We start from the raw sequence: 23375 nt of genomic DNA, 5'->3' as shown, positions 1-23375 counted from the left end.
CGAGGGCGCCATGCGCGACGACGTCGACCCGGCCACCCTCGGACGCCTGGTCGAGGGTGCGTGCATCGCCGTCCTCGACGAGGCGACCCGATCCGGCACCCCGGACGAGGCGGGACGGCGCATGGTGGTGCTGTCGGCGCTCGGCATGGCCGGCATCGACTGGCGCACCGCACTGCTGTCCGAACCCGCGGCCCCGGCCACCGGCTCCGCTGTCTCCCCCGTGAAGGACCCCGCATGACGCTCGAACTGGACCACGTCGGCATCGGCGAGGAGCCCGGCGCGGCACTGCCCGTCGTCTCCGCCGTCGCCGCGCCCGGACACCCCGGGGTCGTCGCCGTCGAGACCGAGCAGGCCCCCGTGCTTGCCTCGCTCGTCGCCGGCGGCCGGATGCAGCCCGACACCGGGCGGCTGCTGCTCGACGGGCACGAGGACGCCGCCGCCGTGCGCCGCGCCTTCGCCCTCGTCGACACCCCGGGCGTCGCCGAACCCTTCCCCGTGATGACCGTCAAGCAGATCGTGCGCGAGGAACTCGCCTTCGCCGCGCAGCGCCCCTCGCGCGACCACGTCGACACCGTGCTCGAGGAACTCGGCCTGCGGCACTACGCCGACACCCCGGTCCAGCGTGTGCCGACTGCTGTGCGGGTGCAGCTGCTCGTGGAGCTCGCCCTGCTCCGCGACGGCGTGACCGGCGTCGTCGTCACGGCACCCGAACGGCACGGCGGCACTGTCGAGGAGTGGTTCGCCGTGCTCCGCGACGTCGCCCGTCGCGGCGTGACCGTCGTCCTCGTGACCTCGAAGGCCGCAGCCGCGACCGTCGAGGCCCTGCTCGACACCATCCAGACGGCCGAGACCATCCAGACGCACGACGACGCCGCGACGCACGTCGCGCTCCCGACCGAGGGTCCCGACGACGCGGCCCTGTCCGACGGAACCGAGCCGGGCCTCCCGTCCGGCCCTTCCGTCACCGCAGAATCCGCAACCGTCCCGACGGAGGCAACCCCGTGACCACCACCTCGCTCGTCCGCGCCGAACTGGCGCGACTCACCGCGACCCCGCTCGCACGACTGGCGTTCATCGCCCTGATGATCGTGCCGCTGCTGTACGGCGGCGCGTACCTGTGGGCGAACCGTGACCCGTACGCCAAGCTCGACCAGATCCCGGCGGCGATCGTCAACCTCGACGCCGGCGCCACCCTCGACGGCGACCAGGTCGACTACGGCACCGACGTCACGAAGGAGGCGATCGACGGCGCCGACTTCAAGTGGACGAAGACCAGCGCCTCGGACGCGCGCTCCGGCGTGCGGAACGGCACCTACGACTTCGTCGTGACGATCCCCCACGACTTCTCCGAGCACCTGGTGTCCGCGCAGTCCGACGACCCGACGCAGGCGAAGCTCGTCATGACGACGGCCGACACGAACTCGTACCTGGCCTCGACGATCGCCGAGCAGGCGGGCAAGACCATGCGCACCGCCGTCGCAGAGCGCGTCGGCAAGCAGGCGGCGAAGACCCTGCTCGTCGGGCTCGCCGACGTCCGCGACAGCCTCGGCGACGCTGTGGACGGTGCCGACCAACTCGCTTCCGGCACCGCGAAGGCGGACTCGGGGGCCCGTCAGTTGGCGGACGGCACCGGCAAGCTGTCGTCCGGCGCGGCGGAGCTCGCGTCCGGCACGGCGTCGTTGCCCTCCCAGACCGCGCAGCTGGACAGCGGGGCGCAGCAGGTGGCCTCGGGTGCAGCGACGCTCGCCTCGGGCTTGGCGAGCGCGCAGCAGCAGACCGCTTCGCTGCCGTCGCAGACGCAGCAGTTGAACGACGGGGCACAGAAGGTCGCCGCCGGCAACAAGAGGCTCGCCGACCAGATCGACGGGTACAGCTCCGACGTCGACGCGCTGCAGCCGCTCGACGCCCGCACCGTGCTCGCCGGGATCACCGACAACCTGCCCGAGGGCGTCGAACTCACCGAGGAGCAGCAGGCCGCGCTGACCGCCACCGTCACGGATGCCGTCACGCAGGTGAACACCACGGGCGCACAGGCGAAGAAGACCTACGCCACCGCGAAGTCGTCGGTGGACCAGCTCCGCGACGGATCGGCCCAGGTCGCGGCCGGTACCTCGTCGTTGGCGGCCGCGACTCCCGAGCTGTCCGCCGGCATCGCGTCGGCGGCGACCGGGGCGTCCACGCTCTCGTCGGGCGCCTCGCAGGTGGCAGCCGGCACGTCGGCGCTCGCGTCCGCCGCACCCACGCTGTCGTCAGGTGCTTCGTCGCTCGCCACGGGCGCAGCCTCCGCCGACAAGGGTGCTTCGTCGCTCGTCTCCGGCTTGGACAAGCTGAAGACCGGGTCCTCGAAGCTCGCCGCGTCGCTCGACGAGGGCCGCACGAAGATCCCCGCGTCGAACGCCTCGGAGCGCGAGTCGCAGGCCTCGGTCATCTCCGACCCGGTGAAGGTCGGGGACGACAACGTCGCAGCCGCGTCGAACTACGGCGCCGGGCTCGCGCCGTTCTTCATCTCGCTCGCAGCCTGGATCGGCATGTACGCGCTGTTCCTCATCCTCAAGCCGATCTCGAAGCGGGCGATCACCGCGGTGCGGAAGCCCCTCGCGGTGGTGTTCGGCGGCTGGCTGACCCCGGCGCTGCTCGGCCTGGTGCAGATGGTCGCGCTGTTCTTCATCGTGCGGTTCGCCCTCGACCTCAACGTGGTGCACGTCGGCGGCACGATCGGCATCATGGTGCTGGCCTCGGCGACCTTCGCGGCGATCATCATGGCGCTCAACGTGCTGCTCGGCTCGGTGGGACAGTTCCTCGGCCTGGTGCTCATGCTCGTGCAGCTCGTCACCGCCGGCGGGACGTTCCCGTGGCAGACGCTGCCGGGACCGTTGGCGGCGCTGCACTTCGCGCTGCCGATGACGTACTCGGTCGACGCGATCCGGCAGACGATGTACGGCGGGAACCTCGGCGCCGCGTGGTCCGACGCCGGTGTGCTGCTCTGCTGGCTGCTCGGGGCGCTGCTCGTGTCCTTCGTGGTCACGGCGCGGCAGACCCGCTCCCGCACGCTGCGCGACCTGCGCCCGAGCCTGATCGGGTAGCGGGCGCGGGGCGCGCGTTCGCCCGCGTTCGCGTTCGCGTTCGCCCGCGTTCGCGTTCGCGCGCGTTCGCCCGCGTTCGCATGGTGCGCAGAAATGGTCGGGTGCCGTCAGGCCACCCGACCATCTCTGCTCACGAAGTGCTGCGCCCGAGGGGCAACGACACCATCTCGCCGCCGAGGAACCGCAGGTCCTCCGGCGGCAGGTCCGCCCGAGCGTCGGGGTCGAGCGCACGGGACGCGTCGTCGCGCGGGACGAAGCCGATCGCTTCGCCCGCGCGCAGGTCGGCCGGCGACCCGGTGTTCCGCGACAGCGCCCACACGACGTGGTGCCCCGGTTCGCGCAGGTCGACGGTCGCGAGCACCAGGCGCGCCAGGTCGTCGGGCGAACTCCACATCAGGAGCGCTCGCGACGACGACGGCCGCTCGCCGAAGGCCCCGATGCGCGCCGAGACGATCGACATGTCGTACCGGTCGGCGAACAGGCTGCCGAGCAGTTCCATCCCCGCCTTCGTCACGCCGTAGTAGGTGTCCGGCCGCGGCAGTCGATCGCCCGGCACGCTGCCCGGTTCGTCGAGGGGCTCGGGGACCCGGCCGACCGCGTGGATCGAGCTCGCGAGCAGCACCCGGAGCACGCCGTTCGCCGCCGCCCGCTCGAGCACGTTCTTCGTGCCGGTCAGGTTGGCCGCGAGCAGGTCGTCCCACGAGGCCTCGGTCGGGATGCCGGCCAGGTGGACCACGGTGTCGACCCCGGCGAGCGCGTCGTCCAGCGCGGCAGGGTCGTTCACCGAGCCGGAGACGAACCGTTCGCCGGCGGACACCGGGTCGTCGGGCGTCCGTTCGTCGAGCAGGACGAGGTCGTGTCCAGCCGCCAGGAGCCTGGGTCGGAGAGCCGCCCCGATGCGTCCTGCGGCCCCGGTGATGAGCAGCGTCGCCATGCCGCGGACGCTACCCGCGGCGCGCGAGCAGTTCCCCCAGGTGGTCGACGGCGCCGGACACGTGCACGCCCAAGTCCGACTTCGTCCACCGCACGACCGCCCAGCCGAGCCGGTCCATCTCGCGGTAGCGCCGCAGATCACGACCCCACTGCTCGGCGTCCGTCCGGTGCTGGTCCCCCTCGTACTCGATCACGATGCGTGCCGCGGGCCTCCCGTGTGGAGGAGTGACCACACGCACATCGTGAGCAGAAACGGTCGAGTCCGCACCACGGACCCGACCATTTCTACTCACGAAGCGCACCGACCCCTGCGCACCGAACGGAGCCACGCCGCCCGCTACGATCGACGGACGAACCAACGGAGGTCGAAGCGCATCATGGGAGACGGCAAACCCGCGACCATCTACGACGTCGCCGCGCGCGCCGGGGTCTCGAAGTCCCTCGTATCCCTGGTGCTGCAGCGCTCCCCGCGGGTGAGTGACCAGCGTCGTGCCGCCGTGCTGACGGCGATCCAGGAGCTCGACTACCGGCCCTCGACTGCCGCCGTGTCCCTCGCCGGCACCCGCAGCCGCACCGTCGGCGTGGTCCTCGACGACTTCCGGAACCAGTGGTTCGTCGACCTGCTCACCGGGCTGCGCGAGGCCCTGCAGGACCAGGGCCACCGCCTCGTCGTCGCGGACCGGTTCCTCAACACGGGGCTCGATGCCTCGCCGGTCGAGGGCTTCCTGTCCATGCGCGTCGAGGGCATCGTCATCGCCGGCGAGCCCGACACCGACCTGGCGATCCCGGCGTCGATGCCGGTCGTCATCGCCGGTGGGCGCGTGTCGATCCCCCGCGCGGACACGGTGGCGAACGACGACCGGGCCGGCGGCGGGATGGCCGCGGAGCACCTGCTCGCGCTGGGCCACACGCGGCTCGGCTTCGTCGGGGCGAGTTCGGCGGCGTCGAAGGAACGCCGCGCAGGGTTCGAGGGCGCAGCGGCCGGGGCGCCGACAGCGGGCGCGAGCGTCGCCGTCGTGGTCCTGCCCGGCGAACCCACCGAAGAGGCCGGCTCGCGCGCCCTCGGCGCCCTGCTCGACGAGCACCCCGACGTCACCGCGGTGTTCGCCGCCAACGACGTGATGGCCCTCGGAGCACTGTCCGAACTCGCCGAACGCGGACTCCGGGTCCCTGAGGACGTCTCCGTCATCGGCTACGACGACACCCCGGTCGCCGCCACACGCTACGTCAGCCTGACGAGCATCGACGACCGCAGCGTGGAGATCGGCCGTGGCGCCGGCGAGCGCCTGCTCGCGCGCATCGCCGACCCGGGCCTCGCCGCCACCGAGTCCCTGGTCGAGCCCCGCCTGGTCGCGCGCCGCACCACCGCTCCGCGCTGACGCGGCTGACGGGAGGCCCGCCCTACGTCCGCCCCGCCCGCTTCGTGAGCAGGAATGGTCGGGTCCAGGGCCCGTACCCGACCGTTTCTGCTCAGGAAGCGTCCGGCAACTCCGCGTGCTGCACGATCCACGAGTGCATGACGATCGCGGCCGCCGCCGAGGCATTGATGCTCCGCGTCGACCCGAACTGCGTGATCTCCAGGTGCCCGGACGCCCCGGCCACGGCTTCGTCGGTGAGCCCGGGGCCCTCCTGTCCGAACAGGAACACGCACCGCTCCGGGATCGCCGCGGTCTCGATGCGCTCGGCACCGGGGGTGTTGTCGATCGCGATCACCGGGCGCTGTTCCTCGGCCATCGCGGCCAGGAACGCCTGCACGTCGGGGTGGTACCGGACGTGCTGGTACCGGTCGGTGACCATCGCGCCGCGCTTGTTCCAGCGCCGCCGCCCGATGATGTGGACCGTGCCGGCCAGGAACGCGTTGGCGCTCCGCACGATCGACCCGATGTTCAGGTCGTGCTGCCAGTTCTCGATCGCCACGTCGAACGCGTGCCGGCGGGTGTCGAGCTCGGCGACGATGGCGTCCATCGACCAGTACCGGAAGTGGTCGAGCACGTTCCGCGAGTCCCCCGCCGCCAGCAGTTCCGGGTCGAGTCGCGGGTCGTCGGGCCAGGGTTCCGGGTGCGGGCCGACACCGTTCGTCGTCAGTTCGTGCGACGGTTCGGGCGCAGTGGTCACCGCACCAGCGTACGGCGCGGGCGCGCGGGGTCAGGCGCCGCGGGCGACGCGGGACTCGATGCCCGCGATGAGCACGTCGAGGCCCAGCTCGAAGCGGGCGTCGTACGAGTGCTCCCCCAGGATCTGCCCGACGAGCGTGTGCCGCTCGGGGCGCCCGGTGTCGTCGTCGCCCCGGCCGATCTGCACCGAGGTGTGGCCGACGACGAAGTCGTACACGACGAAGAACGTGTACATGGCCTCGACCTCGGGCAGCCCGGCGTCGCACAGCGCCCCGACGACCTTCGCCACGACGGCGTCGGACTCGGTGGACACCAGTGCCCCACGGCGGCTGTGCGACTCGAGCACCAGGGGGTGTGTGCGCATCAGGTCGCGGAAGGTCCCCGCGAACACCCGGACGACCGCGTGCCACTCGTCCGGCCAGACGAAGGTGGCGGTGAACTCGTCGACCGTGCGGCGGACGAGCTCGGCGTGCAGGTCGTCGAGGCCGCCGATGGTCCGGTGCACGGTCATCGGCGCGACGCCGAGCCGGACCCCGAGCGCACGGAACGACAGGCGGTCCAGGCCGTCCTCGTTCGCGATCGCCGTCGCGGCGTCGATGACCTGCTCGCGGCTCAGCACGTTCGGCCGTCCACGACGTCGTCGCGGAGCCACCTCGACCAGATCGGGAACCGCGTCCGTGGCCGGCGCGGTGGCGGATCGGGGCGCGGCGGTCGGGGATCCGGGTTCGACGAGCACGGCGGGGTCTCCTTGATTCAGTACGGGTCTCGAAAAGCCTAGGGCAAAGCCGAATGGCGTTCGGTGTCTCGACCATCTCGGGTCCGTCGGCGACGCGCAAGAGCCGATCCGCGCCTCCCGGCCCCTTCGGAGGAACCCGACCGCAGCGACCCGACCGGCGAGCCGGCCCGTCGGCCGTGCGCAGTAGGGTGAGGCCATGGCGACCCGCGACGACGTCGAGTGCTGGCTGACCGACATGGACGGCGTGCTCGTCCACGAGAACCAGGCCCTCCCTGGTGCCCCCGAGCTCATCCAGCAGTGGCTCGACGAGGGCACCGAGTTCCTCGTCCTGACGAACAACTCGATCTTCACGCCGCGTGACCTCAGCGCCCGGCTCCGGAGCTCGGGCCTGCACGTCCCCGAGGAGCGCATCTGGACGAGCGCCCTCGCCACGGCCGACTTCTGCAAGTCCCAGATGCCCGGCGGCTCCGCGTTCGTGATCGGCGAGGCCGGCATGACCACCGCCCTGCACGAAGCCGGGTTCATCATGACCGAGACCGCCCCCGACTACGTCGTCGTCGGTGAGACCCGCAACTACTCGTTCGAGGCGATCACCAAGGCCGTCCGTCTGATCCGAGACGGCGCCCGCTTCATCGTCACGAACCCCGACGCCACCGGCCCGAGCGCCGAGGGCGTCCTGCCCGCCACGGGCGCGATCGCCGCGATGATCGAGAAGGCGACCGGCAAGCAGCCCTACGTGGTCGGCAAGCCGAACCCGATGATGTTCCGCTCGGCGATGAACCGCATCGGCGCGCACTCCGAGAACACCGGCATGATCGGCGACCGGATGGACACCGACGTGCAGGCCGGCATCGAGGCGGGGCTCCACACCGTCCTCGTGATGACGGGCATCAGCGACCAGGCCGAGATCGACCGCTACCCGTTCCGACCGAGCGAGGTCATCTCCGGCGTGCACGAGCTCGTCCGCACCGCCCCCTTCGAGGTCGAGCTGTAGCCGTGCGCTGGGACCCGTCGCGGTACGCCGCGTTCGCGGACGACCGCGGGCGTCCCTTCCATGACCTGGTCGCGCAGGTCGCGTGGCCGGCCGGTGACGGACAGGAGGCCCCGCGTCGCGTCGTCGACCTCGGCTGCGGTCCCGGGGCCCTCACCGCCACGTTGGCAGCGCGGTGGCGTTCGTCGCCGGTGGTCGGGATCGACAGCTCGGCGGAGATGCTCGCGTCGGCTGCGGCCGACCCCGCTCTGGCGGGCCTGCCGAACCTGTCGTTCGAGCTCGGGGCCATCGAGGACTGGACGCCCGGGCCGACCGACGACGTGGTCGTGACGAACGCGGCGCTGCAGTGGGTGCCGTCACACGTGGCGCTGCTGCCGCGGTGGCTCGACGCGATGCCGTCCGGGTCGTGGTTCGCGATGCAGGTACCGGGCAACTTCGGGTCCCCGTCGCACGCCTTGATGCGGTCGATCGGGGCCTCCGGTCCCTGGGCGTCGGCGCTCGACGGCGTGCTGCGCGAGGACCCGGTGCTCGACCCCGCCGGCTACCTCGGCATCATGCTCGACGCCGGTTTCACGGCCCGCGCGTGGGAGACGACCTCCGCGCAGCTGCTGCCGGGCGAGGACCCGGTGCTCGACTGGGTACGCGGCACCGGGCTGCGGCCGGCACTGGCGGCGCTCGACGCCGCCGACCCGACCGGTGCGCTGACGGCGGAGTACGTCGAGCGGTACCGGGCGGCGCTGCGCGAGGCGTACCCGGCGAGCGCCCACGGCACGGTGTACCCGTTCCGCCGGGTGTTCGCCGTCGGCCGCAAGCCCTGAGGGGTCAGCGGCGGGTCACTCGACGGTGACGAGGGTACCGAGCGGCAGTGCGTTCACCGCGGCGACGGCATCGGCGTCGAGCCGGACGCAGCCGTGCGACACCGTGCCCGAGGTCGTGGCGTTCCAGTGCAGGCCGATCAGCCCGCCGTCGTGGCCGCCGTACGGCTCGTCGGCGGCCCCCGAGTGCAACGACGTGAGCTGGATCGGGTGGTCCCCCGTACCCTGGGCCGGGTCGACGTAGCGCTGTTCGAGGTACCCGGTCACGTCCGTCGGCGTCGGGGTGTCCGCCGTGCCGACTCCGGCGTCGAAGCGCTGCAGGGTCGTGCCGTCTGCGTTCACGACGGACACGGTCTGGTCGGTCGTCGAGATCACGATCCGGGAGCGCGGTGTCGCCGTCTCCCGGAGCGCGCGGACCGGCACCCACGCCGCGGTCTGCGCGGCGGCGCCGGTGGTCCCCGCGGCTGACGGCAACTGCTGGCGGGCAGGGGTGAGGACGAGCTCCCAGTCGCCGTCGCGTTCGACCCCGACGACGGTGGTCGGTTGCCGCAGGAAGTCCTGCGCGGCGAGACGGGCGACCGGGCGGTCGCGGTGGGCACCGAACAGGGGTGCGTCCGCGGTCAGGTGGAACACGGTGTCCGACCGCACGGTGCGGTCGAAGGGCATCAGGCCGGCGATGACGGCGGAGTACTGCGCTTCCGGCAGCTTCGCGACCGCGGCGGCGTCGACGTGCGGGACCGCGGGCGCGGCGCTGGCCGGTGCCGTGGCCGGGGTCGTCACCGGTGCGGCGGCGGTGCGGTCGCTGCCGAGGAGCGCGGTCGTGACGAGCCCGGCCGCGGCGAGCACGGCGAGCGCGGCACCGGCGGTGGTCCAGATGGTGCGCGTGTGCATGACGTGGCTCCGAGGAGGGTGGAGAGCGGGGAGGGTGGAGAGCGGTGGGGCCGGTGCCCGCGGGTGCGGGCACCGGCCGGTCGCATCTGTGGTGCGGTGATGCGAGCGGGTCAGCCGCTGACGACCGGCAGGTGGATGCCGGTGCCGCCCGTGGTCGCGCCGGGGTCGGTCGCCACGCCGGTGCCCGTCCCGACCGTGCCCGTCCCGCCGGTGCCGGCTCCCGTTCCCGTCACGCCGGTCGCCGCCGCCGCCGGGGTGACGGTGATGGCGAGTGGTGCGGCCAGCACCGAGTCGCCCGTGCTGGCGACCAGGTCGACCGTGTGCGCACCGGTGGCGGTGCCGGCGGGGATCGTCACGGTGCCGGCGACCGTGCCGTCGGCAGCGACGGTCAGGGTGCCCACCGTGACGGGGTCGGAGTGCAGGACGACGGACAGCGTCACACCGGCGGTGAAGCCCGTGCCCGCCAGCGCCAGCTTCGACCCCGCTGCGACCGACGAACCGTGCGGCGCAGTGAGGACACCGGTCAGCACCCGCGCGGTGCCGCCGGTCGACAGGACCTTGACGGCGCCGTTCGAGGCGACCGCCACGGTCGCACTCGTCGCTGCGGCGAGGTCGAGTCGCTCCCACGAGCCGTTCGCCGTACCGGTCTGGTCGAGCGGGTAGCCCGAGTCGATCTCCGTCTGGGCGAGCACCGACGTGCGCTGGGCGTCCGTCAGCGTCGGGAACGTGGTGCGGAGCAGGTTCTCCGCGCCGGCGGGGACGGACGGCGCCTGGCCGGCGGTCCCGGTCTTCGCGAAACCGTAGGTCATGCGCTCCTGGTAGACCCGCACGGCCGAGGCGCGGTCGGTGACGACCTGGGCGGTTCCGCCGGGGATCGCCTTCCCGCCGTAGGGGTTGTTCGTGTAGGGCTGCTCCTTCGCGATGCAGTTCGCCAGGGTGTCGCCGCACTGCTGCTCGAGGTACTGCACGAGCTCGGCGCGAGCGGGCTCGAGCACGTCGGTGCGGTACTGGGTGTCGGACCAGCGGGCTGCGAGGGCGGCTTCGCCGTCGATGCGCCCACCCATGATGTCGAGCGGGTAGTGCACGCCGAGCACGATGCGGTCGTTGCCGTTCTCCGACGTGCGGGCGAGGATCTCCGGCGCAGAGCTCGGGGACGAGCGTCGCCAGGGTGATGCCGGCCTGGTACGCCGTGGTGGTGTGTCCGCTGGGGTACGAGCCGCCGGTGCAGATGCCCGCGGTGCCGTAGCCGGGGTCGAGGACGACGTCGTTCGGCGAGAACTCGTGCGTGGTGTCCGTGGCGACCGGGACGCGGGTGATGTCGAGCGTGCCGTCGGCCGATGCCCACGCCTTGCCGGCGCGGTTGGCGGAGACCGACGAGGCGTTCACCGTCGCGGGGGCGCAGCCGGTCTGGTCGTCGGTCGCGGGGAGCGTCGCGGTGGTGGTCGCGGGCAGGTAGGGGCGCGAGTGGCTGTAGTGGGCCTTCGCGGTACCGGTGCTCACGTACGCGCCGGTGCTGCCGTTCGAGCTGTTGATGACCGCGCTCGTCAACGGCAGGGCGCCGTCGAGCCGGCCCTGCACGTACGCCTTCTCGAGCACGTCGCCGAACCCCTGCGCGACCGTGGAGGACTGGTCGTAGGCGGTGTTCGTGGCGTTCTGGTACTCGGAGTCCTGCAGCGCGGTGAACTGCTGCGCCGCGGTGGCGTTCTGGTTGATCCACGAGGTCAGCTGGTCGTTCTTCGCCAGCGTGGTCGGGTCGACGACGGTGCCGTGCAGGTCGTTTGCGCCGCTCGACGTCCAGAACTGGTCGTACCCGCTCAGCAGCGAGACGAGGTCGGGCTTGGCGGAGTCGCTCGGGTACGTCGTGGCCGCCTGGGCGACGAGGGGTGTCCCGAGCACGAGTGCGGTCGCGGCGACGGCGACCGTCACCCCGCGGACAGCGGTTCTGCGCATGTGTGGTGGCCGCCCGGGGACCGAGCGGCGCTCCTCTCTTGGTACCGACTTGGAATCACCACGACGGTAGGGAGAGGCGGTTGCCAGCGCGCGAACGGGGGTCTACCGCGAGGTGAACCGGACCGCAGGCTGTGCGGGTTCGAAGCCACGGGCCTCCAGGGCGAACGCCGCCATCGGCGGCACCGAACGCCAGCGCTTCGCCAGGCGACGCGGACGGTCGTCGCGCCACGCGACCATGCCGCCCGCGACGATCCCGAACGCCAGCACCAGGAACGAGAACAGGCCGATCAGCCCGAGGCCCACGAGCCGACCGGTGTCCGACGGATCAGCGGTCGCGGAGTACCCGATCGACCCGAAGTCCCAGAACGCGTGCAGCAGCACCGGCACGAGCAGTGACCCGGTGACCCGGCGAGCGACGTAGAGCGTGGAGCCGAACGACGCCGCGAAGACGACCTGGATCAGCGTCGGTCCGATGCCCGCCCCGGCGAGCGCGTTGAGCAGGTGCAGCAGCCCGAACAGCACGCACGACAGCGCCCACACGCCGAACTCGGGCACCCGGCGCCGGAGCCCGACCAGCAGCGTGCCCCGGGCCATCAGCTCCTCGAACACCCCGACGAACAGCACCCCGACGGTGAGCAGCAGGAAGTAGCGCACGGGCAACGCTGCCCAGTCGATGAACGGCAGGCGCACCACGCACACCACCAGGACCAGAGACGGAGCCAGCGCCGACCAGCGCAGCGGTGTCCGGGTGCGGTCGACGGTCGCGATCCGCCACCACCCGAGTCCCGTGACGACCACGGCGAGCGCGACGGCGGCGATGCCCTCGGGGACGACCAACGACCGGACGACGCTGTCCACCGTCTGGCCGAGGGTCGGGTAGTCGTCGCTCGGGCGCGACCGCCACGCACTGATCGCCGCGAACACCACGAGCGGCGCGAGGCCGATGAGCAGCGAGGGCGGGACCGGCCAGCGGCGGCGACGGGGTTGGTGCACGTCCCGGTTGTACCAGTGCAGCCGTACGATTGGCGGTATGCGCCTGCCCTCGTTGTCGACCATGGCCGAGGACTACGTCAAGCTCATCTGGAAGGCCGGGGAACGCGGCGGCGCCGGACTGGCCACGCGGGACATCGCGGCGACGCTGAAGGTGTCGGCCTCGACGGTGTCCGGCAACCTCAAGAAGCTCGACCGCGACGGCCTCATCGAGCACACCCCCTACTACGGTGTCGTGCTCACCCCGCTCGGGCACCAGGTCGCCGTGGCGATGGTCCGGCGGCACCGGCTGATCGAGTCGTTCCTGGTGTCCCGCCTCGGTTACACGTGGGACGAGGTCCACACCGAGGCCGAGGCGCTCGAGCACGCGGTGTCGGAGCGGTTCCTCGACCGGGTCGACGCCGACCTGGGGCACCCGACCCACGACCCCCACGGCGACCCGATCCCCGCCGCGGACGGCACCGTACCCGCCACGCTCGGTGTCCTGCTCGGCGCGATCGAGCCCGGTGCGTGCGGCACGGTCGACCGGGTGTCGGACGACGACCCCTCGTTGCTGCGGTACTTCGACGAGCTCGGGGTCGGTCTCGGCACCCACCTGCGGGTCGAGCGGGTGCGGGACTACGCCGGCGTCATCGCGGTCTCCCGACGTGGGGCCGACGGCGCCGAGGCGCTCGTCGACCTGCCCGCCGCTGCCGCGACCGCGATCTGGCTCGCTCCCGACGCCGACTGACGAGGGCGCGGGCGCGATGTCCGCGTCCGCCGCGCCCGCCCGCGCCCGTTGAGGTTCCGAGATCTCGGAACCTCGGCGCGCTCAGGGCTCGCGCGTGGAACCTCGGCGACGAACCGACGGCGTGTTGTGGAACCTCACGCGAGCGCGGCAGCCGACCCCAGCCGATCCCGGTCCGCCCCAGCCGATCCCGGTCCGCCCCGGTCCGCCCCGCCCCGTGACGGACGGGAGGCCCGTGGCGGCGTCGCCACGGGCCTCCCGTCCGTCAGCTGGTGACGTCCACGGCCGCGCTCACCCCTTGGCGGACCGGGTGCGGCCGAGCGCCACCTCGCGCCGAGCCCGCTCGAGGGCGAGCGCGGACGCCGCGTCCGGGTCGTGCAACAGCCGCTCCGTGTCGGCGGCGTGTTCCCGCACGGCCTCGGAGCCCCGGTCGGCAGCCGCCGCGAGCACCGGCACCACCGTCTCCTCGCCCAACCCCACCAGTGCCCGCGACAGGCTGAGCCGCCGTTCGCGCGGGCCGACCCCGAGCTGCACCGCGAGCGTCCGGGCCAGGTCGGCCCGCTCGTCGTCGGGCACGAGTGCGACGGCGGTCCGCCAGGCGGCGCGGAGCACCTCGTCGCCGTGGTCCGCGAGCAGTGGGCGCACCGATGGCCAGGCCGACGGGTCGCCGACCTTCGACAGGGTGTGCAACGCCTGGCTGCGGGCCTGCGGCTCGGAACGGGTGAGCGACGGGACCACCCGCCCGACGACGTCGGCCGACGGGTGCCGGGTCAGCGCCCAGGTGAGCATGTCGCGGACGAAGAAGTCCGGCTCGACGGCGCACTGTTCGACGAGCACGTCGAGGTCGGCCGCGTCCGGGGTGGTCCCGGCGGCCATCACGGCCTGCAGCCGGACCGAAGAACGGGGGTCGGCGAGGGCATCGGTGAGCGCGGTCATGGGTCCATGCAACCCGCTGCCACCGGGGCCGTGTCAAGCCTCGGGGCATAGCGTCGGCCGAGGAGCGGTTCACATCGAGGACTGCTCGCCCGACCGCGAAAGGACCCCCGTATGCCCCGCATCGGTACCAGCGACCTCCACGTGTTCCCCCTCGCCCTCGGCGGCAACGTCTTCGGGTGGACGGCGGACGAGTCGACCTCCCACCAGGTCCTCGACGCCTACACCGCGGCGGGCGGCGACTTCATCGACACCGCCGACGTGTACTCCGCGTGGGCTCCCGGCAACGAGGGCGGCGAGTCCGAGCGGGTGATCGGTTCGTGGCTCGCGGCCTCGGGCAAGCGTGACGACGTCGTCATCGCCACGAAGGGCTCGCAGCACCCGCAGTTCCAGGGCCTCGGCGCGGACACCGTCGCCGCTGCCGCCCGTGCCAGCCTGCAGCGCCTCGGCACCGACCGGATCGACCTGTACTACGCGCACTTCGACGACCAGTCGACCCCGCTCGAGGAGACCGTCCGCGCCTTCGACCAGCTCGTGAAGGACGGCATCGTCCGCTACACCGCGATCTCGAACTACTCGAAGGACCGCGCCGAGGAGTGGATCCGCATCGCGACCGAGAACGGCCTCGCGCAGCCGGTCGCGATCCAGCCGCACTACAACCTCGTCACCCGCCAGCCGTACGAGTCCGAGATCGCCCCGCTCGCCCACGCGCACGGCCTCGGCGTCGTGCCGTACTTCGCACTCGCCGCCGGGTTCCTGACCGGCAAGTACCGCTCGAAGGAGGACTTCGCCGGCAAGGACCGCGAGGGCCAGGTCTCGGGGTACTTCAACGACGAGGGGCTCGCCGTGGTCGACGCCCTGTCCACCATCGCGGAGGCCCGTGGCACCGAGCTCGCGACCGTCGCCCTGGCGTGGCTGCAGGCGCAGCCCGACGTCGTCGCGCCGATCGCCAGCGCGCGCAACACCGAGCAGCTGCCGGCACTGCTGGCCTCGGCGGAGCTCGAGCTCAGCGCCGACGAGCTGCAGACCCTGTCCGATGTGTCGGCGAAGGTCCCCGCGGCCGCCTGACCCGCGCCCAGTTCACCGCGGCCCGCTCGCGCGTCACGGATGCGTGTGCATGTTCCGACGATCCACCAGACGACCAACTCGTGGAATGTCGTTCATTGCACACGCATCCGATGCGTGCGCATGTCTCGACAGAACACGCGTCGATCACGTCGTGGACCGTCGGAAGATGCGCCCGCACGTACCCCAGCCGCCAGCCGCAGCAGCCGCCCTACGCCCCCGGGGCCAACGACGCCGTGAGCTCCTGTCCCGACGACCGCGTCACGAAGCACGAGATGAACCGGTCGCCCTGGTCCCACGTCGCCTGGTCCGGAGCGTACGACCCCTGCACCTGCACGTCCCCGACGTCCGCAGCCGCCGAGGCGTTCAGGGCCGCGTCCGACTGGCACTGGTCGGCCGCCTGCGTCGCGAGGGCCTCGGCCCCCGGGTACGCATCCCCGTCGACGGCGATCCGTGCGGTGAGCTGCCCGATGTGCGGCGTCGCGCAGTCGACGACCGTGAAGCTCTGCGCCCAGGCGTTGGTGAACGGCGACAGGCACTCCCCGCCGGCCAGATCGGTCCAGGCGTGCTCGCCCGGCAGCGCGGGCGTGGTGGCGAACTGGAGCGTCGCAGCCGGAGCAGCGGCCTCGTCCGAGGGAGCGGCAGACGCCGCAGCCGAAGGAGTCGCCGGAGCCGATGACGCTGCCGCCGGGGACTTCGTCGGCGCGATCTCCTGGTCGGAGATGTTGTTGCCGCGGATCCACGTCGTCAGCAGGAACACCAGGGCGATGAGTACGACGATCAGGGCGATCGAGCCGTAGACGAGCAGCTGCTTGCCGCGCTTGCCCTCGCTCCGCAGGCGCGCCGCGCCCTGGTTGATGAAGTTGTCGCGCTCGACCGGCTGGCCGGACGGAGCGGGAGCAGGCGACGACGCCCCGGCACCGGCAGCACCGGCAGCACCGGCAGCACCGGCAGCAGCCGACGGCACCGCGGCCGCCGGCATCATCCGCGTCCCGGTGTCCTCCGGGTCGTAGCCCGTGCCGCCGAGCTGCCCGACGGCCTCGGTGCCGAACAGGTCCTTGATGGCACTCGTGTCGCTGGTCTCGCGGCCGTCCCACTCGGTCTGGTCCAGGTCGTCCGGCGCCGCGGCCGGCAACGCCGTGGGCTGCGTACCCGTGTCGTCCCGGTGCAGGCCGAGGACGGCGTCCAGGTCCTGCCCCACCGCGGGCGGCAGGCGCACTGGGGACGCGGGCGACGCAGCGGGCTCGACCAGGGGCGGCGCAGCGGTCGGCGGCACGGTCGCGTCCGGTTCGGACCACCAGGGCGTCCCGGCGACCGGCAGTGCGGTGGTCGCGGCGTCCGGGAGGCCCGTGGCCGCGTCCGCCCCGTCGCCCTCGGCAGCCGAGCGGGTCGCGTCCGGGGCCTCGGTCGACTCCGCGGGAGCCACCGGCCCGGCACCTGCAACTGCAGGCGGCACAGCACCAGCAGGCGGCACGACAGCAGTCGGCACCGCCGGCGGCACCGGGAACGTCCGTGGCGCTTGCGGCACCCCGTCGACCGGGGTGTCGACCTCGCCGGAGTCGACCTCGTCCTCGGCGTCGGTCTCGTCCGCCAGCGACCACGAGCCGCTGCCACCGAACGCCGTCGTGTCGAAGGAGTCGCCGGTCAGGGCCGTCGGGACCTCGCCGGTCTCGTCGTCGCGGATGGCCCAGTCGAACGGTCGGTCCGGTCCGGCTCCCTGCGTGGGCACGGGACCCGTTCCGGCGATGCGGAGCAGGTCGGTGAAGCTCGGCGGCTCCTCGGACGGGGGCAGCACGTTCTCGACACCGAGCGGCTGGTGCGCGACGGGCCCGGTGGGCGGGACGGGCGTGCCGGAGCCGGTTGCACGGCCGAGCCAGTCGACGTCGGCACGGCCCTCGCCGAATGGGTCGGTGCGGCGACGTTCGTCCTCGATGGCCTTCGCGGCCGCGGCGCGCTCGTCGCGGTGGGTCTGCGCGGTGGGCAGCACGATCGACGAGGGGTGCGGCGCTGTGGGGTTCGGCGGCACGACGGCGGCCGGCGGGATGCGGTCGTGCAGGGTGGAGCGCTCGTGCTCGGCGGCGGCGTCCGGGCTCTCGGACGGAGCTGACAGCTGCTCGGGCATCGAGATGGCCTGCGTCGCGCCGTCGTCCAGCACCGGAGCGGCCGGAGCAGGCACCGCCGCAGCCGCGGGTGCCTCGGGCTCCGGTGCCGACGCCTCGAACGGCTCCGGCAGCGGGGCGCCCGTCTCACGTGCGGTGCGCTCGGCCTCGCGGCGCTCCCGTCGCGAGGGCCAGTCCTCCTCGCCCCGCGGGGCGCCGAAGATGTCCGCGGCGCTGCGGAGACCGTGGAACGGAGCGTCCGGGTCGGACGCGCGCCGGGCCTCCTGGCCGTCGACCCCGTCGGCACCGTCGGCCGCCGCTGCGGGGCCGGCCGTGTCCTCGGGGTCGCGCGCGTCGTCCGGACGCTCCCCGCTCACGCGGTCAGCCCCAGATCAGCCAACCCGATGGCCGCGAAGTAGGGGTACCCGGCTGCCTCGATGGTCTCCTTGGCGCCGGTGTCGCGGTCGACGACGACCGCGACGGCGGCGATGATCGCGCCCTCGCGCTCGAGCGCTTCGGCCGCCTTGAGCGGCGATCCGCCCGTGGTGGAGGTGTCCTCGAGCACGACGACGCGCTTGCCCGCGAGGTCAGGGCCCTCGACCTGCTTGCCGCGGCCGTGGTCCTTGGGCTCCTTGCGGACGACGAAGGCGTCGTAGGTCAGGCCCTGTGCGGCGGCCTGGTGCAGCACAGCACTGGCGATGGGGTCGGCGCCCATGGTCAGTCCGCCGACGGCCGAGACGTCCGGCACCTGCTGCACGAGCTCGGTCATGACCTGGCCGATCAGCGGCGCGACCCGGTGGTCCAGGCTGACCTTCCGCAGGTCGATGTAGTACGTCGCCTTCTTCCCGCTGGTCAGGGTGAAGTCGCCGTGGAACACCGCTTCGGAGGAGATGTACTGGATCAACTGTTCGCGCGCGTCGGTCACAGCGCACAAGGGTAGCCGGTCGGACTCGCAGCGCGCTCCCCGTCCTGTGGGGTCGTCCCGAGCAGCGCTCGGTACGCTCCGGGACATGCCCCGAGCACCGCGTCGCTCCGCCGTGGCGCCGGCTCCGTCCGGCGGCCGTCGGTCCGGCGGCGTGGCCGGGGCGATCGGACGGGAGGCCCTGGGCGCCCTGGTCGCGCTGGCCCTGGCCGTCATCGCCCTCCGCCACGTCGTCGCCACGGAACGGGTCGCCCTGCTCTGGTACGACGGCGACTCGGTGCTGCTGCCCCTGGTGCACCGGTCGATGCAGCTCGGGCAGCCGTTCGAGTGGGCGATGTCCCCGGCGCTGTTCTTCTTCCCCGAGTTGCCGGTCTACCTGCTCTGCGCCCTCGTCACGGGGACCCCGCAGCAGGCCCTGGCGCTGAACGGGGTGCTCGTCCTGCTGGCCGTGTACGCGCTGGTGCGGGCTGCCGCGAACGAGCTCATGCCGTCGGCCGGACGAGCGGCCCGCATCACGGTGTCGGCGGCGAGCGTGGCGTTCGTGACCCTGCTGGTGCTGACGGAGTCGTCGGGCACCGCGACGTCGCTCGAGCTGGCGTCCCTGCTGCTGACCACGACGTACTACTACGGCGTGGTGCTGGCGATGCTCGGCACCGCGGTGCTCGTGCTCCGCGCCGTGCGGGTCGGGCGGGCATCCGTCGTCGTGCTCGTGGTGCTCGGGCTGGTGGCGCTCTGCACGACCGCGTCGAACCCGCTGTACGTCCCGTGGTCCGCCGCACCCGTGATGGTCACGCTCGTGCTGCTGGCGGCGGTGCGCCGGGTGCCGTGGCGTCCAGCGCTGCTGCTGTCCGGCACCATGGCGGCCGGGTCGTTGCTCGGGTACCTGGTACGGATCCCGCTGCGGCCCTTCGTGTCGCTCGACCCGTCCACCTACGTCCGGCCGTCGCGCGCGGTGGAGACCCTGCAGTTCTTCGCGGCGCTGACCGACGTGCGGGCCGGCACAGCCGCGGGCGATGCCGGGCTGCTCCTGATGTTCGTCGGGGTGCTCGTCACCGTCGGCGGCACGGTGTGGGCCTGGCGGGTCCGGACCGCACGCACCGTGCTCGTCGCGACCGCGTTGCCCCTGGTGACCGTGGTCGCGGCGTCGGTCGGGGTCGTCCTCGTCGGGTCGGAGACGCCGCGGTACCTCGAGCCCGTCGTCACCGCACCGCTGCTGGCGCTCGTCGCGGTGGCCGAACTCACGCGCACCGCGGTCCGCCGCACCCGAGTGCACCGGCCGTTCCGCGGGGTCCGGGCCACCGTCGCGATCGCCGCCGTCGCCGTCCTCGCCGCGGGGGTCGCCACCGCACCGAGCACCGCGCACGCCGTCGCCACGGCCCGGTACACCCCGTCGTCCTGCCTGGACCGCTGGGCGGACGGACGATCGGTCACCGGGGTCGGCCAGTTCTGGACGGTGCGGCCACTCGCCACGTACTCCGCGACGAACATGCAGCTGCTGCAGGTCCGCGACACCTTCGACACGTACCCGTGGCTCGTCGACCTCGGTGCCTACCGTGACGCCGACCCGACGTTCGTGGTGGTCGGGTCGCACGACCTGTGGACCACCGCGGTCGAGGACTCCCTCGGTGCCCCGGCGACGATCACGCACTGCACGGGGTTCGACGTCTACGACTACGCGGAGACCTCCGGCGCGGACGTCCTCCGGCGCGACGTGGTCGGCAGTGCCGACGAGATCCGCCAGGAGCGCGGGTTCTAGGAGTTGTCCACAGCGGCGCGTCGGCGTCCGATCTTCTCTGTACGGATGTATAGGCTCGTGCTCGATGTCTCGCCCCACCAGCCACCGCACCCCTCGTGCCACCGTGCGCCTCCGCCTCGCCGTCACCGGACTGGCACTCGCGGGCCTGGTCGGCACGGTCGTCGTCGATGCACCCACCGCCCAGGCGGCGACCTACCCCACGTGGGACGAGGTCAAGAACGCCCGCGGCAAGGAATCTGCGAAGCAGGGGCAGATCACCGAGATCAAGGGCATCATCAGCGACCTCGACGCCAAGGTCGAGGCCGCCCAGGCGAAGGCGCAGGAGCTCGGACAGGTGTTCTTCGACGCCCAGTCCGATGCCCAGGACGCCGCAGAAGAAGAGCAGCAGCTCCGCGCGAAGGCGGACGAGCACGCGAAGGTCGCCGAGCAGAGCGCGGCGCAGGCCGGCCAGTTCGCCGCGCAGATGGCCCGCTCCGGCGGTGCCGACGTCACGACCTCGGTGCTCACCAAGGGCGACGATGCGCGCGACCTGCTCTACGACCTCGGCGCGCTGAGCAAGCTGTCCGAACAGGCCGAACGCGTGCAGGCCGCCGCGGCCGTCGACGCCGGCGTCACCCGTTCGCTCGAGGCCCAGGCCGACCGCGCTGCTGCGGAGCTCGAGCGGCTCGCTGCGAAGGCCGAGGCCCGCATGCAAGAGGCACAGGCCGCCTCCGACGCCGTGCAGACCGCGTACGACGAACAGCAGTCGAACAAGGCCCGGCTCGACGCCCAGCTCGCGACCCTGGTCTCCGGTCGCGTCCGGACCGAGGCGGAGTTCGCCAAGGGTGAGCAGATCCGCAAGGCGGCCGAGGCGAAGGCTGCGCGCGAGGCCGAAGCCCGTGCCGCCCGAGAACTGGCCGCAGCAGCAGCGGCAGCGAACGCCGGCAGCGGGTCGTCCGGCGGTGGTGGCGGCTCCGGCAGCAGCGGCTCGGGCAGTGGCGGTTCCGCTGGCTCGGGTGGCGGTCAGGGCTGGGTCCGTCCGGCCAGCGGCTACGTCATCAGCCCCTACGGCTACCGCGTGCACCCGATCACCGGGATCGTCACCAAGCACGACGGCACCGACCTCGCCAGCGGCTGCTCGACACCGATCGTCGCAGCATCCGCCGGCACCATCGACTACGTCGGCTGGTACGGCGGCTACGGCAACTACGTCCGCATCAGCCACGGCAACGGCGTGCAGACGGCCTACGGGCACATCGTCAACGGCGGGTTCCGGGTCAGCCCGGGACAGCAGGTCTCCGCGGGGCAGCTCATCGCCCTCGTCGGGTCGACCGGTGCATCCACCGGGTGCCACAGCCACGTCGAGGTGCACATCAACGGCGCCACGACCGACCCGGTGCCGTTCATGTCCGCGCGGGGCGTCGCCTTCTAGTCCCCGCTCGACCACCGAGCCGCCGTCCGCTCCCGCGGGCGGCGGTCCGCTGTTTCCACACCATCGCGCGCACAATTTCACACTGCACCACTGAAATGCTACGTTTCCCACAACAGCCAGTTGGATGGTGGGGGAACGATGGGGATCGAGTTCGACGACGCAGCGGCGTCGCGGTTGGTCGACTGCGCGGTCGAGGTGGCACTGACGCTGCGGGCCAGCGCCGGACCGCGTCGGAGCACCGCCGAGGCCGCGCTGCTCGACTTCGACGGTGCGCACGCGCGGCTGTTCGAGGCGGCTCGCGTGACGGAGTCCGCCGACCGCGTCCGGCTGGCGAAGGAGCTCGAGAGCTTGGCCGATCAGCTCCGCGTCGTGCAACGGCAGGCGGACGTGGAACGGCAGCGCTCGGCGGATCTGGCGGCGTGGCGGCAGCGCGAGACCGACCGTGCGCTCGTGCGCACAGCTGGCGGCGTGCCGATGCAGCCCGTGCTCGACTGGACCAGTGCGGTCTTCGACCCGAAGCCGTCCAGCACACCGAAGCGCCCGTCACCGGTCTCTGCGACCTTCAGCGCCCGGACACGCCAGCGCACCGGCGGTGGTCGATCCGGCGGACGCAGCAGTGCCGACCCGACCAGGCTGCGGCAGTTCAGCGCGACGGCCCGCGCACAGGACGCCTCGACGGAACAGGACTTGGTCCGGGTGCGCAACGCCTGGACTGCGTTCACGAGCCGCTGCAGCTGGGTCCCCATCGACGGTGCCACGCTGCCGGGCGGGTTCGGCGACTACCTCGCCGAGAACGCCGAGGACACGTCCTGGGTCGACCGGATCGCGGACGCCTTCAGCGCTGCCGGCGGGGACTCCCTGGCGAACACCGCGCTCGACGCTGCCGCGGCGTCGACACTCCCGCCAGGGCTGCAGCGGCTGCTCGATCCCTCCCTGACACCGGCGGAGGTCGCAGCGATCTGGGCTGCACTCGGATTCACCGACGCCGACGTCCGCGCGCTGCCGCTCACCACGCAGCTGCAGTTCGCAGGACTCGACGGGGTCCCGGCCGCGCAGCGCGACATCGCGTCCCGTGCGGTCCTCTCCGCCGCCGTGCGGGATCCGGAGCGGCTGTACCGGCTGATCGGGTTGGCGTACACCTACGGGGCGGTCAGCCTCGACGAGTTCACGGAGCAGGTCATCGCGCTCCGCGACGGACTCAACCGTGCTGATCAACTCGCGGGTCGGCTGAAGGCACCCTCGGCAGCGGTCGCGCAGTTGGTCGGGTTCGGTGTCTCGAACGGAGCGCTCGTCGCCGCCGTCGCGCTCGGCGATCTGGACACCGCGTCGAACGTGACCGTCAACGTGCCGGGTGCGATGACCACGCTCGACAGCATGGGTGAGAAGGTCCGCGCCGCCAACGGGCTTCTGGCAACCGCGTGGAAGCATCGACGATCAGAATCGTTCGCGGTCGTGTCCTGGATCGGGTACCGCGCTCCGGGCGTCATCGAGGTCCCGCGCCAAGACAGGGCGCACGCGGGCGGGGCGAACCTCGCGTCGTTCCTGGACGGTATCCACGACAGTCGCAGCACGCCACCGCGGTCTGTGACCGTCCTCGGACACTCCTACGGCTCCACCACCGCGGCCGAGGCACTCGCGCAGACCCGGCACCGAGTCGACTCGTTCATCACCTACGGCTCGGTCGGGTTCACCGACACCACGAGACCGGAGCACCTCAACGTGGGCCGGGTCTACGCGACCGAAGGTGCGGAGGACCACACCGCGAGATTCGGGAGGATCGGGCGCACCGATCCCCGCGACCTGCGCGACGTCGGGACGTTCAGCGCGGAAGCCGCCCGGGGCACCAAGGCCGTCACCGGCCACGACATGTACCCGGACAGCGGCGTCGGCTACCTGTCCCGTGACGCCACGTCGCAGCACACGATCGCGAAGATCATCGCCACCGGGAAGCCATGATGA

General features: G+C 72.6%; 24 protein-coding genes. 14 read left to right on the top strand and 10 right to left on the bottom strand.

Annotated features, from left to right (window positions below; genetic code table 11):
• Positions 1-10 precede the first annotated feature (10 nt).
• Genes JN350_RS19050 through JN350_RS05610 form a run of 3 tightly spaced genes read left to right on the top strand, consistent with a single transcriptional unit; the run spans position 11 to position 3083 of the window.
• Entirely contained in the window at positions 11-238 is a 228-nt protein-coding gene (locus JN350_RS19050; RefSeq protein WP_240347572.1) for a hypothetical protein, read from the top strand.
• Positions 235-1005 carry a P-loop NTPase family protein gene (locus JN350_RS05615; RefSeq protein WP_205463850.1) on the top strand — a complete coding sequence of 257 codons (771 nt, stop codon included), beginning with the start codon at positions 235-237 and terminating at the stop codon, positions 1003-1005. Before JN350_RS19050 ends, JN350_RS05615 begins: the two co-directional genes overlap by 4 nt.
• Positions 1002-3083 carry a YhgE/Pip family protein gene (locus tag JN350_RS05610; protein ID WP_205463849.1) on the top strand — a complete coding sequence of 694 codons (2082 nt, stop codon included), beginning with the start codon at positions 1002-1004 and terminating at the stop codon, positions 3081-3083. Before JN350_RS05615 ends, JN350_RS05610 begins: the two co-directional genes overlap by 4 nt.
• 130 nt (positions 3084-3213) lie before the next feature.
• Here the strand turns inward: JN350_RS05610 and JN350_RS05605 are convergent, their stop codons facing one another.
• On the bottom strand, positions 3214-4017 hold the full coding sequence (locus JN350_RS05605; RefSeq protein ID WP_205463848.1) for an NAD-dependent epimerase/dehydratase family protein: 804 nt from the start codon (positions 4015-4017) through the stop codon (positions 3214-3216).
• A 10-nt stretch (positions 4018-4027) separates the two neighbouring features.
• Entirely contained in the window at positions 4028-4210 is a 183-nt protein-coding gene (locus JN350_RS05600; RefSeq protein ID WP_205463847.1) for a hypothetical protein, read from the bottom strand.
• A gap of 183 nt (positions 4211-4393) precedes the next feature.
• On the opposite strand from JN350_RS05600, the gene JN350_RS05595 reads away from it, so the two are divergent.
• The gene (locus JN350_RS05595) at positions 4394-5395 is read left to right on the top strand and encodes a LacI family DNA-binding transcriptional regulator (protein WP_205463846.1); all 1002 of its coding nucleotides are present in this window, start codon (positions 4394-4396) and stop codon (positions 5393-5395) included.
• A 91-nt stretch (positions 5396-5486) separates the two neighbouring features.
• Here the strand turns inward: JN350_RS05595 and JN350_RS05590 are convergent, their stop codons facing one another.
• The gene (locus tag JN350_RS05590; protein ID WP_205463845.1) at positions 5487-6131 is read right to left on the bottom strand and encodes a TrmH family RNA methyltransferase; all 645 of its coding nucleotides are present in this window, start codon (positions 6129-6131) and stop codon (positions 5487-5489) included.
• Between the two features lie 30 nt (positions 6132-6161).
• A complete protein-coding gene (locus JN350_RS05585; protein ID WP_205463844.1) occupies positions 6162-6866 on the bottom strand; it encodes a TetR/AcrR family transcriptional regulator in 705 nt (234 codons plus the stop codon).
• A gap of 196 nt (positions 6867-7062) precedes the next feature.
• On the opposite strand from JN350_RS05585, the gene JN350_RS05580 reads away from it, so the two are divergent.
• A complete protein-coding gene (locus JN350_RS05580) occupies positions 7063-7860 on the top strand; it encodes an HAD-IIA family hydrolase (protein WP_111086157.1) in 798 nt (265 codons plus the stop codon).
• Positions 7861-7862: 2 nt separating this feature from the next.
• Positions 7863-8675, top strand: a complete 813-nt coding sequence (locus JN350_RS05575) for a methyltransferase domain-containing protein (RefSeq protein ID WP_205463843.1) — start codon at positions 7863-7865, stop codon at positions 8673-8675.
• A gap of 15 nt (positions 8676-8690) precedes the next feature.
• On the opposite strand, the gene JN350_RS05570 is transcribed toward JN350_RS05575, so the two are convergent.
• Positions 8691-9563 carry a L,D-transpeptidase gene (locus tag JN350_RS05570; RefSeq protein ID WP_205463842.1) on the bottom strand — a complete coding sequence of 291 codons (873 nt, stop codon included), beginning with the start codon at positions 9561-9563 and terminating at the stop codon, positions 8691-8693.
• Between the two features lie 110 nt (positions 9564-9673).
• Positions 9674-10657 carry a hypothetical protein gene (locus JN350_RS05565; RefSeq protein ID WP_205463841.1) on the bottom strand — a complete coding sequence of 328 codons (984 nt, stop codon included), beginning with the start codon at positions 10655-10657 and terminating at the stop codon, positions 9674-9676.
• Between the two features lie 200 nt (positions 10658-10857).
• Between JN350_RS05565 and JN350_RS05560 the strand changes: the two genes are divergently transcribed.
• Genes JN350_RS05560 through JN350_RS05550 form a run of 3 tightly spaced genes read left to right on the top strand, consistent with a single transcriptional unit; the run spans position 10858 to position 11583 of the window.
• Positions 10858-11019: a hypothetical protein gene (locus JN350_RS05560; protein ID WP_205463840.1), complete on the top strand. Its 162-nt coding sequence runs from the start codon at positions 10858-10860 to the stop codon at positions 11017-11019.
• 36 nt (positions 11020-11055) lie between these two features.
• A complete protein-coding gene (locus JN350_RS05555; protein WP_205463839.1) occupies positions 11056-11199 on the top strand; it encodes a hypothetical protein in 144 nt (47 codons plus the stop codon).
• 9 nt (positions 11200-11208) lie between these two features.
• Positions 11209-11583: a hypothetical protein gene (locus tag JN350_RS05550; RefSeq protein WP_205463838.1), complete on the top strand. Its 375-nt coding sequence runs from the start codon at positions 11209-11211 to the stop codon at positions 11581-11583.
• 32 nt (positions 11584-11615) lie between these two features.
• Here JN350_RS05550 and JN350_RS05545 read toward each other — a convergent pair whose 3' ends face one another.
• The gene (locus tag JN350_RS05545) at positions 11616-12506 is read right to left on the bottom strand and encodes a CPBP family intramembrane glutamic endopeptidase (RefSeq protein WP_205463837.1); all 891 of its coding nucleotides are present in this window, start codon (positions 12504-12506) and stop codon (positions 11616-11618) included.
• A gap of 37 nt (positions 12507-12543) precedes the next feature.
• On the opposite strand from JN350_RS05545, the gene JN350_RS05540 reads away from it, so the two are divergent.
• The gene (locus tag JN350_RS05540; RefSeq protein WP_205463836.1) at positions 12544-13233 is read left to right on the top strand and encodes a metal-dependent transcriptional regulator; all 690 of its coding nucleotides are present in this window, start codon (positions 12544-12546) and stop codon (positions 13231-13233) included.
• Positions 13234-13521: 288 nt separating this feature from the next.
• Here the strand turns inward: JN350_RS05540 and JN350_RS05535 are convergent, their stop codons facing one another.
• Positions 13522-14166: a HEAT repeat domain-containing protein gene (locus JN350_RS05535; protein WP_205463835.1), complete on the bottom strand. Its 645-nt coding sequence runs from the start codon at positions 14164-14166 to the stop codon at positions 13522-13524.
• A gap of 111 nt (positions 14167-14277) precedes the next feature.
• On the opposite strand from JN350_RS05535, the gene JN350_RS05530 reads away from it, so the two are divergent.
• The gene (locus JN350_RS05530; protein ID WP_205463834.1) at positions 14278-15231 is read left to right on the top strand and encodes an aldo/keto reductase; all 954 of its coding nucleotides are present in this window, start codon (positions 14278-14280) and stop codon (positions 15229-15231) included.
• A 208-nt stretch (positions 15232-15439) separates the two neighbouring features.
• Here JN350_RS05530 and JN350_RS05525 read toward each other — a convergent pair whose 3' ends face one another.
• Both JN350_RS05525 and pyrE read right to left on the bottom strand, forming a co-directional pair.
• Positions 15440-17704, bottom strand: a complete 2265-nt coding sequence (locus JN350_RS05525) for a septum formation family protein (RefSeq protein ID WP_205463833.1) — start codon at positions 17702-17704, stop codon at positions 15440-15442.
• Positions 17701-18252 carry an orotate phosphoribosyltransferase gene (pyrE, locus tag JN350_RS05520; RefSeq protein WP_205463832.1) on the bottom strand — a complete coding sequence of 184 codons (552 nt, stop codon included), beginning with the start codon at positions 18250-18252 and terminating at the stop codon, positions 17701-17703. The genes JN350_RS05525 and pyrE overlap by 4 nt, the downstream gene beginning before the upstream one ends.
• An 85-nt stretch (positions 18253-18337) precedes the next feature.
• On the opposite strand from pyrE, the gene JN350_RS05515 reads away from it, so the two are divergent.
• The 3 genes from JN350_RS05515 (at position 18338) to JN350_RS05505 (ending at position 23372) form a co-directional block, all read left to right on the top strand.
• Positions 18338-20005 (top strand): hypothetical protein, encoded by a 1668-nt coding sequence (locus JN350_RS05515; protein ID WP_205463831.1) that lies wholly within the window; start codon positions 18338-18340, stop codon positions 20003-20005.
• A 64-nt stretch (positions 20006-20069) separates the two neighbouring features.
• Complete coding sequence (locus tag JN350_RS05510; RefSeq protein WP_205463830.1) at positions 20070-21416, top strand: M23 family metallopeptidase; 1347 nt, start codon at positions 20070-20072, stop codon at positions 21414-21416.
• 138 nt (positions 21417-21554) lie between these two features.
• The gene (locus JN350_RS05505; protein ID WP_205463829.1) at positions 21555-23372 is read left to right on the top strand and encodes an alpha/beta hydrolase; all 1818 of its coding nucleotides are present in this window, start codon (positions 21555-21557) and stop codon (positions 23370-23372) included.
• The last annotated feature ends 3 nt before the right edge of the window (positions 23373-23375 follow it).

Origin of the sequence: Curtobacterium sp. 24E2, from assembly GCF_016925595.1 — a bacterium.
In the GTDB taxonomy this organism is placed as follows: domain Bacteria; phylum Actinomycetota; class Actinomycetes; order Actinomycetales; family Microbacteriaceae; genus Curtobacterium.
The sequence above is the reverse complement of the archived record's forward strand: the minus strand, read 5'-3'. Positions and strand labels throughout refer to the sequence as shown.